The sequence below is a fragment of the Flintibacter porci genome (assembly GCF_041925195.1).
GTDB lineage: Bacteria > Bacillota > Clostridia > Oscillospirales > Oscillospiraceae > Lawsonibacter > Lawsonibacter porci.
The window spans coordinates 95,481-110,719 of the sequence record NZ_JBHEVB010000001.1 but is presented as its reverse complement, the minus strand read 5'-3'; the positions used below and the strand labels follow the sequence as shown (position 1 = coordinate 110,719).

The following is a 15,239-nucleotide window of genomic DNA, read 5'->3' as shown; positions in this document are numbered from 1 at the left end:
CTCCCGGGTCGGGAGGAGGAGCCCCCTTGTCACGTGGAAAAAACGCAGCCCGGTGGGCCGTTTTGGCCGTTTTTCTGGCCGCCTGCCTGTATATCGCCTGGAAGGTTCCTTACACTCACGACGACTGGGACTGGGGCCTGCCCGTGGGGGTGGAGCGGCTGGTGACCGCGGGGCTCAACAGCCGCTATGGGGGCACCGCTCTGGTGCTGGCCATGACCCGCTCGCAGCTCATGAAAACGCTGGTGATGGGCGCAGGTATGTTCCTGGTCCCGTGGCTGGCGGCCCGCCTGACCACAGAAGATGCGGGGGAGCGAGCCGTATGGACCGCGGCCGGGGGTGCAGCCCTGTTTTCCATGCCCATGGTATCCTGGCAGCAGATCTTTGGCTGGGTGTCCGCCTTTGCTAACTTTGTGGCGGGTGCGGCGGTGATGCTGGGGGTGCTGCTGCTGTGGCAGAAGACCTTTTCCAAAAAATCCGAGCATCCGCTCCCACTGGCCGGGGCGCTGTTTGTTTTGTGCCTGTTCGGTCAGCTTTTTGCGGAAAACCAGACTTTGGCGCTGACCGGAGCGGGAGTGGTCACCGGAGCTTATGCCCTGGTCTCCCGGAGAGGGCAGCTTCCCGCCCTGGCGGGGCTGGCAGGCTGTGCGTTGGGCGCGCTGCTCATGTTCGGCAATCCCCTGTACGGCCAGCTGGCCGCCAGCGGTACCGCGGTAGAGGGGGTACGCAGTCTGGTGTTTGAACCGGGGCAAGGGCTGGCCTCCATGGCCGCCGCCGTGGCGGAGCGGCTGCTCACCGTGGTGCTGCCGGGGCTGTTTGAGTATTACCCCGGCGTGTGCCTGCTGGTGTCGGTGGGCTGCCTGTGGCGGCTGCACCGGCGGGGCGTCCGTTGGTATTGGCAGGTCCTGCTGGGGCTGTGGTCCGCTCTGTACTGTGCCCAGTGCTGGGTTGTGATGGAGCACATACGCCAGCTGGACAGCTGGCAGTGTCCCTGGCAGCCTGTGCGGGTGGCCGGCGCGGTGATCCAGCTCATTCTCCTTCTGGCCGTTGTGGCCTGGGAGGGGGGAGAGAAGCGGAATACCCGATTGCTGCTGCTCTTGGCGGCAGTTGGGATGCTGGCCCCCTTTGCAGTGGTGAAGGACTACGGCGCCCGGTGTGTCTTTCCCTCGGCGGCAGCGCTGCTGGTACTGGGGATGTCTCTGGCCAAGGGCATGGAGACCAAGCGCTGGGTTCAGGGCCTTGCTCTTGTCACGCTGGCACTCAGTGTGGGCTTCCACGTCCGGGCTTACCGTCTGATCGGCCAGGCGGAGTGGATCCGCCAGAACCAGATGGCCCAGGCGGTGGCAAACGGCGACTCCAGTGTGATGCTGCCCACCGAGGGGTGGGATTTGAGCTACTCCTGGGGCCGCAACCCTCAGTCCCAGGTGCGGGCAGACTATTTCCGGGCCTTCTATCACCTGCCGGAGGATATGGAGCTTATTTTCCTGCCTCCCGGCTCGGCGGAGCAGTGGCCCCAGATCTCGGAACAGATGCTCCAGGCCGCCCAGCGTTTTTCCTGAGCGGGCGGGAGTTTAAAATGATAAGCAGCCTATGAAAGAAGGGATTCTCTGTGACAATCAAGTCCGGTTTGTGTTATGTTGTGGGGGCTATGCCCCTGTCCTGGTCCCTGTGCCCCCGAAAGGGAGCCGGTGACTTCCTGATCGCCGCCGACAAGGGCTATGAGGCCCTGGAGGCCTACGGCGCGCCCCCCGATCTGGTGGTGGGTGACTTTGACTCTCTGGGTCGCCGGCCCAACCACCCCAATGTGATCCAGCTGCCGGTGATGAAGGACGACACCGACATGGTGTACGCCCTGCGGGAAGGCCTGGAGCGGGGCTACCGCCGGTTCGTGCTGCTGGGCGGCGTGGGCGGACGGTTGGAGCACACCCTGGCTAACCTCCAGTCGCTGGCCTGGCTCACCACCCAGGGAGCTCGCGGCGTGCTGGCAGGCGAGGGCACCGTGGCCACCGCCCTGCACAACGAGTCCATGACCTTCCCCCAGGGGCTGCAGGGCTTCCTTTCCGTGTTCTGCTCCAGTGGCGTGGCCAAGGGGGTTCGGCTGGAGAATTTGAAGTATGAGCTCAATGACCACACCATGTCCGCCGACTTCCCTCTGGGGGTAAGCAACGAGTTTGTGGACGCCCCTGCCAAGATCACGGTGGGCGACGGTACCCTGCTGGCCCTGTGGCGGGAGCAGGGTGACTTCTACCGCCTGCTGCCCAAGCTGTGGGACCGGGAGGAGGCGGAGTATGCCGGAAAGTGAGAAGGACCTGCGCCTGGCGGTGCTCATCGATGCGGACAACGCATCCCGCACTGCCATGAAGGACGTGATGGCTGAGGTGGCGGTGTACGGTACCCCCACCATCAAGCGCATTTACGGAGATTGGACGGCTCCCAACATGAACAGCTGGAAGTCCATTCTGCTGGAGTGCGCCATCACTCCCATTCAGCAGTACAGCTACACCACCGGCAAAAATTCCACCGACTCCGCCATGATCATCGACGCCATGGACATCCTCTACTCCGGCACCTGCGACGGCTTTGTGCTGGTGAGCAGCGACAGCGATTTCACACGTCTGGCCACCCGGCTGCGGGAGGCGGGGATGAAAGTGTACGGCATGGGGGAGAAGAAGACCCCCAAGCCCTTTATTGTGGCCTGCGACAAGTTTGTGTATATCGAGGTCATCCGTGCTGCGGCCAAGCAGGCCGCTGAGGCCGCCAAAAAGAAGGAGGAGGCCCAGGCCAAAAAGACGGCCAAGAAGGAGAACAAGAAGTGCCAGACCTCCAGCAGTCCCGCCCCGGAGGAGATCGTGGAGCTCATTGCCGAGTCGGTGGAGGACCTGTGCGAGGAGGACGGGCTGGCCCATATGGGCAAGCTGGGCAACCTCCTGCTGAAAAAGCAGCCCGACTTTGATCCCCGCAACTACGGCTTCTCCAAGCTGTCCAAACTGATCCGCGCCCTGGACCGCTTCCAGATCGTTCCCCAGGGGGAAGAGAATGTGGAGTATTACGTGCGGGATATCTGTGCGGATAAATAACAAAGTGGATTTAAAAACAGCGCGTTCCGGAACGCGCTGTTTTTTATGCGTAATGGTAGCGCTTGCGCTGGGAGATCAGGAAGGCCAGAGAGACCAGAACAGACAGCCCCTCGGCGGCCACCACCGCCCACCAGATGCCGTCCAGACCCCAGAGCAGAGGCAGCAGCAGGACCATCCCACCCCGCAGCAGCAGGGTGCGGGCAAAGGAGATGAGGGCGGAGATAAGGCCGTTACATAGTGCGGTGAAGAAGGCAGAGGCATAGATGTTCACGCCGCAGAACAGGTAGTTCAGGGCAAACAGACGGAAGCCGTGGACCGTCATCTCCAACAGCTCCAGGTCGTAGCCCACAAAGGCGGAGGAGAGGGGATGGCTGAGCAGCTCCGAGGCGGTGACCATCACCACAGCAGTCACCCCGATGATGACGGCGCTTTTCCGAAAGACGCTTTTCAGCTCGCTGCGGTTGTCCGCCCCGTAATGGAAGCTGACAATGGGGGCGCTGCCCACGGAGAAGCCCAGGAAGGCGGCGATAAAGACAAAGTCCACGTACATCATCACGGAATAGGCGGCCACGCCCGTCTCTCCAATCAGGCGCATCAGCTGGAGATTGTAGAGGATGCTGACGATGGAGGAGGAGATGTTGCTCATCAGCTCCGAGGAGCCGTTGGCGCAAGCCTGGAGCAGCTGCCTGCCGTACAGCTTGGTCTTACCTAAACGCAGGCCGGAGCGCTCCCCGGTGAGAAAGTAGATCAGAGGGATCACGCCGCCCACACAGTAGCCCGCCACCGTGGCCAGGGCGGCTCCGGCAATGCCCAGATCCATCAGGGCAATGAACACATAGTCCAGTCCCATGTTGGTCACGCCTGCGGCCACCGAGAAAAATAGCCCCAGCTGAGGCCGCTCGGCCACCACAAAGAAGCTCTGAAAGAGGACCTGGAGCATGAACACCACGCTGCCTGCCAGCATGATCCGGCCGTAGGCTATACAGTCGTCCATGAGCAGGTCGCTGGCACCGGCCAGCCGGGCGATGGGCTCGGTCAAAACCATGCTGACCACGGATAGGATACCGCCCACCACCAGCACCGTGTAGATGAGCATGGAGAAGTACTCCTGGGCCAGCTCCTTGCGGCCCTCGCCCAACGTGCGGGCCACGATAGCGCTGCCGCCGGTTCCCAGCATAAAGCCAAAGGCGCCAATGATCATGGTGACCGGGAAAATGATGTTGACGGCGGACAGGGCCAGGTCGCCCACCAGATTGGACACAAACAGGCCGTCCACCACGCTGTAGATGGAGGCCACCACCATCATGACCACGGAGGGCAAGGTGAAGCGCAATAATCGGTTGTAGGTGAAGTGGTCGGATAATTTGATTTTCATAAAAACTCCTTAGAGTGTCTTGGGCGGATCGAGAATCAGGGCGGATTCCTGCCGCAGGGCGTCCAGCAGAGCCTCATCCAGATCCAGCAGAGCCTGACGCTGCTGGGGGGAGAGGCGCAGAAAAGCCCGCTCCTCCATGGCAAACACCGGGTCGGTCACTTGGCAGAGAAGCTGCTCTCCCTGAGATGTGACCCGCACCAGCTTGTTTTTCCGGTTGTTGGGGACGTTCTCCAGTTGGAGAAAGCCGCCCTGCTCCAGCTGCTTGAGGGCAGAGTGAATGGTCTGCTTGCTGAGAAACAGCTCTCCGCACAGCTGACTTTGACTGACACAGCCGCCCTGCTCCCGCAGAGTGTAGAGGATCCAAAAGGCGGTGTCGGACAGCCCAAAGTGCCGGGCCAGACGGTGGTAGATTTCATTGTTGGCCTTGTATAGACTGTTGTAGCGGCGGATAAACTCGGAGAAGGTGAGTTCAGACATGGCAGCCTCCAAATAGTCCGAAATCGGACTTAATATTGCCATACCAGTATAGTCTGATTTCGGACGGTTGTCAAGGGGCAGCTCCACCTTGCTTTTTATAAGAAAACATGGTATACTAATTTACCATTCATCTATGGTTTTCCGGAAAGGAGGTGCCCTATGGCAGAGTCGGTCAAGGTGGTGGCCAAGAACAGCAAGGCCTACCACGACTACTTCATTGAAGAGAAATATGAGGCCGGCATTGAGCTTGCGGGCACCGAGGTCAAGTCCATCCGTCAGGGCCATGTGAACCTGAAGGACTCCTTCTGCCACATCAAGGACGGGCAGATGTCGGTCATCGGGATGCACATCAGTCCCTATGAGAAGGGGAACATCTTCAACAAGGATCCTCTTCGCCAGCGCCGGCTGCTGATGCACAAGCGGGAGATCATGCGCCTGTTTGCCCATATCAAGCAGGACGGCTATTCCCTCATCCCCCTGAGCGTCTACTTCAAAGGTCCCCGGGTCAAGCTGGAGATTGGCCTGGCCAAGGGCAAGAAGCTCTATGACAAGCGGGAATCCGCCGCCCGGCGGGACGCCAAGCGGGAGATGGACCGCACCATGAAATCCCGGAATACCCGGTATTAAAGAGTTTGCGGAGGCGTCTCTCCGCTGAAAAGGAGTGTTTCCAATGGCACAGAATCCTATCGTTACCATCGAGATGGAGGACGGCGGCATCATGAAGGCCGAGCTGTACCCCGACGTGGCTCCCAACACCGTCAACAACTTCATCAGCCTCATTCAGAAGGGCTACTATGACGGCCTGATCTTCCACCGGGTCATCCCCGGCTTTATGATCCAGGGCGGCTGCCCCGACGGCACCGGCATGGGCGGCCCCGGCTACTCCATCAAGGGCGAGTTCACCCAGAACCGCTTCCCCAATGAGCTGCGCCACGACCGGGGCGTGCTGTCCATGGCCCGGACCATGGCTCCCGACTCCGCGGGCAGCCAGTTCTTCATCATGGTGGAGCAGGCTCCCCACCTGGACGGCCAGTATGCCTCTTTCGGCAAGGTCATCGAGGGTATGGAGGTGGCCGACGCCATCGTGTCCACTAAACGGGACTGGAACGACAAGCCCCGTCAGCCTCAGCGCATGAAGAAGGTCACCGTGGAGACCTTCGGTGTGGACTATCCTGAGCCTGAAAAAGTCTAATTTAAAACGGAATCTTCTCCTCCCCTTTGTGGGGAGGAGAAGTTCCCACCTCATTCTCCCGTTACGGCAGCAAAGCTACAAATTGAAGTCCGCCGGGAGACGCTGCAATTTCCCAGCCCGCCAAAACCAAATCGAAGCCCAGCGCCAGCGGGTTCGATTTGGAGAGGAGAGGCAAGGGAGCGGCGTGAGGAATAGCCGCCTTTGGCGGGTGTTCCGAATGGAGCGGACTTTGCCTCGACGAGGGGGCGTACCGGTTTCGACGGGGACGCGGAAGTGGGAATAGCGGGCGGTGGCGCCTGGCCACCTTAAAACGGGCATTCTTTATAAATTAAAGAACAACGATAATTACGCTTACGCTGCCTAATTAAAGGCGGCCGTCTGACCCGGAAGGACCACGAGCCGGGATCAGGCGTCGTTTAGTGGTGCACGTGCGCCGGCAAAGCTTTGCGCCGGCCATGCATGATGAAGCTCACCTGACCCTCAGGCGTGACGGCTTGCCTGGGGGGAGGGGAACGGGAGGAGCAAGACCTCCGCAATAACCGTCTGCGCCCGGAGAAGTTCCCATGGAAGAGTTTTCGGACGGGGGTTCGACTCCCCCCGCCTCCACCATAAAAAATAACCACACCGTAAGGTGTGGTTATTTTTTATGGATACCGTGAGAAATTGAAATGCTCGGCGGAAGTGAATTCCGCCTCCGTCAAGGTTTTGAGCCGTTGGCTCAAAACGCTTGTACGGCACGAAAGCGCCGCCCCGCTGTGCGGGGACCTGGGTTCCGCCGCCCAGAGGGCGGTTCCACTTTGCCGATTTCCACCCCAAATGATGAAATGTTATATTCCGTTGCTTGAAGCAACGGGCGGTTTTGCCCTATAATTGTGATACGTCGTTGGGAAGGGAGTGGGTTCATGCTGAGTGAGAATCTGAAGCATTTTCGCAAGGCCAAAGGGTTGTCCCAGGAAGAACTGGCCATCAAGCTGCACATCGTGAGACAGACCGTCTCCAAATGGGAGAAGGGACTGTCCGTTCCGGATTCCGGTATGCTGATCCGATTGGCCGAGGCACTGGACACCTCGGTTACCGCACTTCTGGGAGAAACGGCCGGTTCGGAGCCTTCCTCCGACGAGAGCGCAGAGCTGAAAGCCATTGCCGCCAAATTGGAGCTGCTGAACGAACAGTTTGCAGCCCGCTGTGAGCGGCAGCGGAAACTATGGCGGGCGGTGTTTATCCTCTTTGGAGCGGCTGCGCTCCTTGTGCTTCTTTGTCAGCTGATCGAGTGGCTTTCTTATCAGACGGCAATGGAGCGTATTTGGTCCGATACAACCATTATTGGCGGAAACGACGGCCCGACCAACATCCTATGCGGTTCTACCCTGGTCCAAACAGGGACATGGGTTGTTGCTGTGGGAGCAGCCATCATAGCCGGAATTGGAATATACAAAACCCGGAAAAATAAGGAGAAACCATGAAACGAGCAGGTTTGTTGCTGGCGCTGCTGCTGGTGCTTCTCACAGGGTGCAGCAGTAAGACGCCCAAAATCGACGAATATACCTGGGTCATGACCTCGGTGCAGAGTATGGAGGCAGGCGGACAGGCGGTGGCCTATGGAGAGGGCGGCAGCAGCACGCTGGAGGGAGCAAAGCAGATCGAACTAGTCTGTGAGGCCGAAGGCGGAAATCTGACCCTTACCGAACGGACCAATGACCGCACCTATATAGGGACCTACCAGCAAAGTCAAAGGGATTCCAAATCCACAATTTATGAGGTGGATGTGGATGGAACAAGCGGCGTGGCGGTTGCAGCCATGACCACCTACCAGGATGGCACACAAGATTCCACCCTGATTTTCAATCTGGGGGATTATACGGTGAACTTCTTTGCAAAGTAGAAGCCATAAAAAACCCCGTACCACGTGGTACGGGGTTTTGCAGTCTGTTACGCCAGTTCCTCCCGGCGCTGCTGCTGACGCTTCTGCATCCGGGACCAGCTAAGAAAGCCATATCCATCGTTGACCAGAAACATCACAAAGCAGATGACCACCGACAGGTAGGAGGGGTCCTCCATGGCGGCCAGAGTCCACAGCACGATCAGTACCAGGTCGTTGGCGGCGTAGGCCAGGGGGAAGTAGGCGCTGCGGCGGAAGGTGAGATAGACGGCCAAAAAGCTGGTGGTGACGGACAGCGTGCTGGGGAGCAGGTTGGCGGTGTGGAAAAAGCGGAGCAGGAAGTAGAACACCACCGTCACCGCGGCGGTGAGTACCAGCATAAAGGGGATCTCACGCCGGGGGAGGCGGTTGACCTCCACCTCGGAATGGTTGCCCTGGAAGGGATTGCGCAGCCAGGACACCAGCGACACCACAGCCATGGGGGCGGTCATGCCCAGATAGGTGAGCATCTCGCCATAGTAGGCAAAGGAGAAGGAAATGAGCCCGTACAGCAGGCTGAACAGGATCATCAGCACCTGTCCCGCCGGGTTGCCCTTGGCGCAGAAAATAAGGGATGTGGCTCCGATGAGAGAGGCGGCCAGGGTGAGATAGCTGCCACGGTCAAAGGCGGCAAAGGACAGTAGGATACAGCCCATGGAACAGCCCCACAGGAGCAGTTCCCCTCTGGAGAAATAACGGCTCAGCCAGCCAAATGCAGCTTTCATCACAAAATCCTCCCAATAAACAAAAAAGCATCCGTATACACATCTTCAAAGACCTAACGATGTGTACCGAATGCATTCGCATTACTCTACCCGGTGGCAGTGGTATAGATATACCATAGAACCAGAAAAAATGCAACTCCTTTTTCTTGGAGACTCTAAAATCTGACCTTAGAAAAATATATGATACTGGCTATACAAAAAATATCAGATCCCACTATAATCAGAAACCAGAGATAACCTACAAAAAGACAGGGGAGAGTACGATGAAGCAAAGAGGTACGTTTTCCATCCAGCGTCTGGCCTTGATCGGTATGATGGCAGCAATGGTGTTTGCATTGACCTATGTGGGAATCGATATCCCCACAGGTTTGGGAAAGACCAAGATCCACTTTGGCAATATTATGTGCCTGCTGTCCGCATTTCTGCTGGGACCGGTGGGAGGCGGCCTGGCCGCCGGCGTGGGTTCGGCCCTGTTTGACCTGATGGACCCCATGTGGGCGCCGGAGTGCTGGATCACCTTCCTGAACAAATTTGTGATGGCCTTTGTGGCCGGAGGGGTGATGCGCAAGGCCTCCTTCCTGGCTCCGCGGGTGCGGGTGTGGACGGCGGCGCTGTGCGGCTCGCTGAGTTACAGCATCCTGTATCTGGGAAAAAATGTGCTGGAATCCCTGTATGTGAAGGGCTTTACCTGGCAGGTGACCCAGGTGGAGGTACTGGCCACCAAGGCGCCGGTGACTTTGTTCAACGGCGTGGTGGCGGTGATCTGTGCGGCGCTTTTGTATACTGCACTGACCCCCGCACTGAGAAAAGCCCATGTATTGCCTGCCTGAACATAGAAACATGTCCCGGAGTGCATTTGCACTCCGGGACATGTTTTATTTTTCCGCGCGGATGCGGTTTCGTCCGTATCGGTGCAGGAAGAAGCCTGCCAGCAGCAGGACAATGGTTCCTCCGCCGATCAGTCCCACGGTCAGAAGGGGCAGCTGCTGTTCCTCCAGCAGCAAGACCTGGCCATGAGTGGGAGCCTGGAAGACCAGATAGCTGCCGTCCAGGGTGCTGTCCACCCGCTGCCAGCGGCCGTCCTGATACACCGCCGCCGCCGGCTTCTCTACTCCTTCCGCCCGCAGGCGCACGGTGATGGTATCCGACTGGCTTCCGGTGACCGTGTAGCTCCAGGCGGAGCGGGAGGTATGGCCCTCCACTTTTTGGTCGGGCAGCTCCTCCTGGTCTACCGTCAACGAGGCATCGGGGGAGAAGGTGCCCTCCACCAGCAGCTGAGCCACTCCGTCCTGGTCGGCCAGAGTGGAAGTGGGGGTGGTGAACTGGACGGAAAGGACCATGGAGCGGCGCAGATCCTGGGTGGGGAACTGAGGCCACTGGCCATACTCCTCGCCCTGCTTGGGGGCCTCGGGCACCAGGCTTGTGTCCAGATCGTCCCCGTATTGGAAGGGAATCTCAGCCACGGTCTGGCCGTTTACCTCAAAGCGGTAAGAGAAGGTGAGAAAGTCTGCGGGGATGTAGTCTAATTGGGAGAAGGTGTCAAAGTCCAGGCCCTGGGCGGTCTGGGCATAGTCCACCCCGTCCAGCCCGGCCAGGTCCTCCATCAGATAGCGGTTGCCGGTGAGAGTGCCCTCCGCCTGTCCGGCGATGGCGCCCTGGTACTCCCCGTCGCTGTCGGCACGCACCATGGTGCGGCAGTCGGTGATGTCCTGGCCCAACCCGGCCACGCCGCCCAGCCAGCTCTGACCGGTGAGGTCCGTGAGGGCAGCGCAGCGGATCACCTTGCCCTTGGTGCGGCCGGCGATGCCGCCGCAATAGTCTCCGCCGGTCTCCACGGTGCCCCGGGCGGCGCAGTCCACAATGGCGCCCGCCTCGCACCGGCCGGCCACGCCGCCGCCGCACTCGTTTTTCACGGTGACGTCGCCGTCAAACCGGCAGTCCCGCACCACAGCCCGCAGGGTGGCATACACGTCGCTCATCAGCTTCAGGTCACCCAGGTCGAAGGTGGCCTCCGGGTCGTCTCCCAGTTCGGTGGAGACGGTGCCCACAATGCCGCCCGCGTTGGTGTCGCCCTGTACCGTGCCCGATGCGGTGCAGCCCTTTACCAGACCTGGTCCCTGGTCGATTTCGTTGGTGAGGTCGGTGACGGTGAGTTCCGGTTCCTTGCCAAGACCGGAGATGGCCTGGCGTACGGCCTCCATGTCGTCAAAAATAGCCTGGCTGGTGGCGTGGAGGGCGTCGTTGTCCGCTCCGGCGGCCTGGGTCATGCTGTCCACCCGGTCCTGGATGGCGGAGAGCTCACTGTCAATGTCGTCCAGGGCGGACTGAGCTTTGTCGCCCAGAGTGTCAGTATAGGTTTTCAGCAGGTCCCGGATGGCGTCTGCCTTTTGGTTGACCGCGTCCAGGTCTTCCTGAAGATCGGAGGAGAAGTGATCCCCTGCCTCGTTCAGAGCGGTGAGGGCCTCATACAGGGCGTTGAGGGCCCGGTCGATGTCCTGACCGGTCTGTCCCAGCGCCTGGGAGGTCTGATCGTGGATGTCACTCCACTGACCGGGCAGTTTTGCCGCCAGACGGGGGATCTCCTTCAGTGCGCCGGCGATGGCCTGCACGTGGCCCGTCAGATCCAGAGAGGGGAAGGGGAGCTGAAGGGCCTGCTCAAACTGTCCGGCGGCAATCAGCCGGGCCACGTCGGAGACATACTGCTTTACGTTGTCCAGCTCCTCCGCCATGGCCTGGCGGTGGATGCGGATGATCTGGAGCTGGTCCCGGATGCCGGAGATGGTATCCTCCAGAGCGTGAATGGCCTTGCCCAGGCCGCTGTCCGCCTGACTGGACAGCTTTTCCAGCTTGCTCAGCAGGGTGTCTGTCTGATCCAGCGCCTCCTGGAACTGGTCGCCCGCCTCCTCGCTGAACTGGTCCAGATCGTCCCGCAGGCTGTCCAGGTTGCCGCTGATGGCGGTGGTGTGCTGGTAGAGCTGGTCGGACACGGCCTTGAAGTCGTCCCGGCCCTCCGTCCCGGCGGCGTGGGTGCGGTCCTGGATGGCGGACAGGGAGTCGTGGATGGCCTGGGCATCGTCCACACCCCGGGAGACCATGTCATTGAGCTGGTTGGTGAAGTGCTCCAGCTGGTCAAAAAGGGCGGAGAGGCTGTTGGTAAGCTGCTGGGAGGGGGAGGGACCATAGGTGAGGCTGGTGTTGGGCTCAAACTGGCCCGCGATGCCTCCCACGTCCTTACGGCCCTGGATGGGAGCGGTGTTGGCGCAGTTGGAGATCTCCCCCGACTGCAGGCCCACGATGCCGCCCATGTTGTAGCCCACGTGCTGATAGCCTACCGCTCCGGAGTTGGTGCAGCCGCGGATGGTCCCGCGGGACAGGCCGGCGATACCGCCCACGCTGGTGGGAGTCTCCTGGTCGGCCTGGGTGTTGATTTCGCCAGTGTTGGAACTGTTCTCCACTGCGCCCAGGTTCTGCCCGGTAATGCCGCCCACGTTGGTCACGCCGGTGACAGCGGCGGCGCTGGTGCAGGACTGAATGCAGCCGCTCTCGCCGTTCAGGCCCACCAGACCGCCGATATCTTCCTGTCCGGATACGGAGCCCTGGGCGGCACAGCGGCTGACCGTGCCGTAATTTTCTCCCACCAGCAGGCCCGCCTGGCTGGCGGAACCCTGGGGAGCCAGGTCCCCTTCCACGGTGAGGTTCTCCACCACGGCGCTGGCGGTCAGGGTACGGAACAGTCCGGTTTTGGAGCCCTTCTTCTCGAAGGAAAAGCCGGAGATGGTGTGGCCGTTGCCGTGAAAGGTGCCCTGGAAGATGGGCACCGGAGTGAAGTCAGAGCCGCTCAGGTCCAGGTCGGCGGTGAGCTCCACGGTGATACCCTGGGACCAGGTGTCCCGGGTGCACTGTTTGGAAAAGTCGATCAGATCCTGGACGGTGGCAATGGTGACCGTGTCCGAGGCCGCAGCGGCGGGCAGGGTCAACGTACAAAGGAGCGCCAGTACCGTCAGGAGGGCGGCTCCCCGCTGTATTTGTTTCATGGTGTATGCTCCTCCTCTTCTGAGGTGTCCAGCTCCTGATATTTGCTCTCGATGAGGGCGTCCACGCTGCCGTGGAGCACGCCCTTGAACTCGCCGTCCACAAAGCCGGACACATGGCCCCGGATGTGGCCGTCCAGGCGCATGGTGCCCTGGTTGAAGCGCTGCTTGCGGTCCCGGTTGAGGGTGATGGCGGTGCGCTCAATGAGAGCGTCGCCCAGCATCAGCAGCTGGGGCAGCACGGTCATGACCAGGATGATGGAGGTGACGGTGCCCCGGCCCAGGGTCTGACCCACCGAGCCGATGGTGGCGTCGGTGGAGATGCCGCCGATGAGGAAGCCCGCTACCGCCATGATGGTACCCGAGGTGAGGATGGTGGGGAAGCTCTGGCTCAGGGCCTCTACCGCCGCCTGCTTGCGCTCCATCTCGGTTTTCAGCTCCATGTAACGGTTGGTGATGACGATGGCGTAGTCAATGGTGGCGCCCATCTGGATGGAGCTGACCACCAGATAGCTCAGGAAGAACAGATTCGTTCCGGTAAGGACCGGTACCGAGAAGTTGATCCAGATGGAGCCCTGGATGGTAAGGACCAGCAAAATAGGCAGACCCGCTGACTTGAAGGTGAACAGCAAAATCACCATGACAAACAGAGCGGTGAGGATACTGATCTTTATGTTGTCGCCGGAGAAGGAGCTGGCCAGGTCAAAGGCGTTGGTGGAGTTGCCCACCAGGATCACATCATCCCCGTAATACTCCTGGGCGATGGAGCGGATCTCATCCAGCAGGGCGTAGGTCTCATCCCCCTCGGTGGGGACATCGGCTACAAAGACAAGCCGGGACCAGTGCTCGCCCCGCAGCTGCTCCAGGCCCACGTCCAGCCGCTCCTGGAGGTCGTCTACTTTGTCTGCCTGCTCCCCGGTGAGATTCACCACTCCTTTGTCCTTTTGATCCAGCAGGAACTCAAAGACATCGATGAGGGGCACGGAGTAGTCGTCCGGGTCCTGGAAGATGGCGCCGTACTCCTCTACGCTCAGGCCATAGGCCTGGTAAAGAAGGCGGGCCAGCTCAATATCCACGCCGGCCAGCTCGGAAAATTGCCGGGGGTTCATCTCGTCGGTGAGCATCCGCCCGTCCTCTACCTCGATGTTGGCAAGGCCGGTGGCCTGGGTCACCTGGGGCAGCTGAGATACCCGCTCCAGAACGTACTTTTCCTTGTTGTAGTCCCCACGGGGCACCAGCACGGCGATGGTGTTTTTCTTGCCAAAGGTATCGGTCACCTTTTCGTCGGCAATGCGCCAGGCGGGCTTGTTGTCAAAGTCGGTGTCGTTGGTGTCAAAGACATAATCACAGTGGGAGGAAAGCACCGCTCCGGCAACCACCACCACCAGAAAGATGGGAGGCAGAATGTAACGCAGGCGAACAACGGCTTTGCCCCAGAAGTTGATCTTGGGTACCAGATTGCGGTGGCGGGTGCGGTCGATGGGGCCGCTGAAGAGCATGAGCAGGCCGGGCATGAGCAAAAACACGCACAGCATGGAGCACACGATGCCCTTGGACAGGACAATGCCCATGTCAAAGCCGATGCGCAGCTGCATGAGCATCAGCGCCACCAGGCCGGAAATGGTGGTCAGGCTGGAGGAGGAGATCTCTACAATAGCCTTGCTCAGGGCGGCGATGTCCGCCTCCCGGGGGTCCAGACCGTTGTCCCGCTCCTCCATGTACCGGTGACAGAAAATGATGGCGTAGTCGATGGCCAGAGCCAGCTGGAGAACCACGGCGATGGAGTTGGTAATAAAGGAGATGGTGCCGAAAATAAAGTTGGTGCCCATGTTCAGCACCGCCGCCGCGGCAAAGACGATAAGGTAGACGGGCACCTCCATGTAGCTCTTGGAGGTGAACAGCAGCACCACCACGATGACCACCGCCGCAATGGCCAGGATGACGGTCATCTCCTGCTGGAGGGTGGCCGACTCGTCCCGTCCGATCTGGGTGGAGGAGTAGACGTCGTAGCCCTCCAGGGCGGCGAGTACCTCATTCATAGCCTCCACCGTAGCCGGGTCGGTCTCCTCTCCGTCAAAGGAGATGGTGAACAGGGCGGAGGAGTTTTTGTAGTGTTCCTCGGTGCCGTCAAAGGCCACCTCAGATACGCCCTCAATGTTCTCCAGCTTGTGGGACAAGTCCAGGGCGGTCTGGTAGGTCACGTTGGATACCATCACGTTGGCGCTGCCCAGGGTGATGAATTCCTCGTCCATGATGGTGAGGCCCCGGCGGGTCTCGGTCTGGGCGGGGAGGTAGGAGGTGATGTCGTTGTTGACCTGGACTTTGTTGATGGAGGCCGCACAGAAGACAAAGGCGGCAATAAAGACCAGGTAGAAGGCCTTGCGCTTGTCAACAATGAAGCGGGCCACTTTGGTCATGGGACTTTCCGTACGTTTTTCCTGCATAAG

At 60.1% G+C, this 15,239-nt stretch carries 13 protein-coding genes and 1 other RNA gene; 9 read left to right on the top strand and 5 right to left on the bottom strand.

Going from position 1 to position 15,239, the window contains the following annotated elements:
* Positions 1-26 precede the first annotated feature (26 nt).
* From ACEVJL_RS00490 to ACEVJL_RS00480, 3 genes are read left to right on the top strand one after another with little or no spacing between them, the layout of a single operon-like run.
* Positions 27-1,556 carry a hypothetical protein gene (locus tag ACEVJL_RS00490; protein WP_374736556.1) on the top strand — a complete coding sequence of 510 codons (1,530 nt, stop codon included), beginning with the start codon at positions 27-29 and terminating at the stop codon, positions 1,554-1,556.
* 50 nt (positions 1,557-1,606) lie between these two features.
* Positions 1,607-2,299: a thiamine diphosphokinase gene (locus ACEVJL_RS00485; protein ID WP_235397074.1), complete on the top strand. Its 693-nt coding sequence runs from the start codon at positions 1,607-1,609 to the stop codon at positions 2,297-2,299.
* Positions 2,286-3,074, top strand: coding sequence for an NYN domain-containing protein (locus ACEVJL_RS00480; RefSeq protein WP_374736555.1), 789 nt, complete (start codon positions 2,286-2,288; stop codon positions 3,072-3,074). Before ACEVJL_RS00485 ends, ACEVJL_RS00480 begins: the two co-directional genes overlap by 14 nt.
* 43 nt (positions 3,075-3,117) lie before the next feature.
* Here the strand turns inward: ACEVJL_RS00480 and ACEVJL_RS00475 are convergent, their stop codons facing one another.
* Together ACEVJL_RS00475 and ACEVJL_RS00470 are read right to left on the bottom strand one after the other, a co-directional pair.
* A complete protein-coding gene (locus ACEVJL_RS00475) occupies positions 3,118-4,449 on the bottom strand; it encodes an MATE family efflux transporter (RefSeq protein WP_374736554.1) in 1,332 nt (443 codons plus the stop codon).
* A 9-nt stretch (positions 4,450-4,458) separates the two neighbouring features.
* A complete protein-coding gene (locus tag ACEVJL_RS00470; protein WP_235397068.1) occupies positions 4,459-4,926 on the bottom strand; it encodes a MarR family winged helix-turn-helix transcriptional regulator in 468 nt (155 codons plus the stop codon).
* Positions 4,927-5,085: 159 nt separating this feature from the next.
* On the opposite strand from ACEVJL_RS00470, the gene smpB reads away from it, so the two are divergent.
* The 5 genes from smpB to ACEVJL_RS00445 all read left to right on the top strand — a co-directional run bounded on the left by smpB (position 5,086) and on the right by ACEVJL_RS00445 (position 8,000).
* Positions 5,086-5,553 (top strand): SsrA-binding protein SmpB, encoded by a 468-nt coding sequence (smpB, locus tag ACEVJL_RS00465; protein WP_008981314.1) that lies wholly within the window; start codon positions 5,086-5,088, stop codon positions 5,551-5,553.
* 43 nt (positions 5,554-5,596) lie between these two features.
* Positions 5,597-6,118, top strand: a complete 522-nt coding sequence (locus ACEVJL_RS00460) for a peptidylprolyl isomerase (RefSeq protein ID WP_020989821.1) — start codon at positions 5,597-5,599, stop codon at positions 6,116-6,118.
* A gap of 241 nt (positions 6,119-6,359) precedes the next feature.
* Positions 6,360-6,727: a transfer-messenger RNA gene (gene ssrA, locus ACEVJL_RS00455) on the top strand.
* Between the two features lie 293 nt (positions 6,728-7,020).
* Positions 7,021-7,581, top strand: a complete 561-nt coding sequence (locus ACEVJL_RS00450) for a helix-turn-helix domain-containing protein (protein WP_235397064.1) — start codon at positions 7,021-7,023, stop codon at positions 7,579-7,581.
* On the top strand, positions 7,578-8,000 hold the full coding sequence (locus tag ACEVJL_RS00445) for a hypothetical protein (RefSeq protein WP_374736553.1): 423 nt from the start codon (positions 7,578-7,580) through the stop codon (positions 7,998-8,000). Before ACEVJL_RS00450 ends, ACEVJL_RS00445 begins: the two co-directional genes overlap by 4 nt.
* Positions 8,001-8,047: 47 nt before the next feature.
* Here the strand turns inward: ACEVJL_RS00445 and pnuC are convergent, their stop codons facing one another.
* Complete coding sequence (gene pnuC / locus ACEVJL_RS00440; protein WP_020989822.1) at positions 8,048-8,761, bottom strand: nicotinamide riboside transporter PnuC; 714 nt, start codon at positions 8,759-8,761, stop codon at positions 8,048-8,050.
* A gap of 263 nt (positions 8,762-9,024) precedes the next feature.
* Between pnuC and ACEVJL_RS00435 the strand changes: the two genes are divergently transcribed.
* A complete protein-coding gene (locus tag ACEVJL_RS00435; RefSeq protein ID WP_235397061.1) occupies positions 9,025-9,591 on the top strand; it encodes an ECF transporter S component in 567 nt (188 codons plus the stop codon).
* Positions 9,592-9,636: 45 nt separating this feature from the next.
* Here ACEVJL_RS00435 and ACEVJL_RS00430 read toward each other — a convergent pair whose 3' ends face one another.
* Together ACEVJL_RS00430 and ACEVJL_RS00425 are read right to left on the bottom strand one after the other, a co-directional pair.
* Positions 9,637-12,795 carry a peptidase gene (locus ACEVJL_RS00430; RefSeq protein WP_374736552.1) on the bottom strand — a complete coding sequence of 1,053 codons (3,159 nt, stop codon included), beginning with the start codon at positions 12,793-12,795 and terminating at the stop codon, positions 9,637-9,639.
* Positions 12,792-15,236: an efflux RND transporter permease subunit gene (locus ACEVJL_RS00425; protein ID WP_374736551.1), complete on the bottom strand. Its 2,445-nt coding sequence runs from the start codon at positions 15,234-15,236 to the stop codon at positions 12,792-12,794. Before ACEVJL_RS00425 ends, ACEVJL_RS00430 begins: the two co-directional genes overlap by 4 nt.
* Positions 15,237-15,239: the final 3 nt, after the last annotated feature.

Coding starts and splice junctions, on each gene's coding strand:
- ACEVJL_RS00480 (WP_374736555.1), top strand. CDS start 2,286: ATGCCGGAAAGTGAGAAGGACCTGCGCCTGGCGGTGCTCATCGATGCG.
- ACEVJL_RS00475 (WP_374736554.1), bottom strand. CDS start 4,449: ATGAAAATCAAATTATCCGACCACTTCACCTACAACCGATTATTGCGC.
- ACEVJL_RS00470 (WP_235397068.1), bottom strand. CDS start 4,926: ATGTCTGAACTCACCTTCTCCGAGTTTATCCGCCGCTACAACAGTCTA.
- smpB (WP_008981314.1), top strand. CDS start 5,086: ATGGCAGAGTCGGTCAAGGTGGTGGCCAAGAACAGCAAGGCCTACCAC.
- ACEVJL_RS00460 (WP_020989821.1), top strand. CDS start 5,597: ATGGCACAGAATCCTATCGTTACCATCGAGATGGAGGACGGCGGCATC.
- ACEVJL_RS00450 (WP_235397064.1), top strand. CDS start 7,021: ATGCTGAGTGAGAATCTGAAGCATTTTCGCAAGGCCAAAGGGTTGTCC.
- ACEVJL_RS00445 (WP_374736553.1), top strand. CDS start 7,578: ATGAAACGAGCAGGTTTGTTGCTGGCGCTGCTGCTGGTGCTTCTCACA.
- pnuC (WP_020989822.1), bottom strand. CDS start 8,761: ATGAAAGCTGCATTTGGCTGGCTGAGCCGTTATTTCTCCAGAGGGGAA.
- ACEVJL_RS00435 (WP_235397061.1), top strand. CDS start 9,025: ATGAAGCAAAGAGGTACGTTTTCCATCCAGCGTCTGGCCTTGATCGGT.
- ACEVJL_RS00430 (WP_374736552.1), bottom strand. CDS start 12,795: ATGAAACAAATACAGCGGGGAGCCGCCCTCCTGACGGTACTGGCGCTC.
- ACEVJL_RS00425 (WP_374736551.1), bottom strand. CDS start 15,236: ATGCAGGAAAAACGTACGGAAAGTCCCATGACCAAAGTGGCCCGCTTC.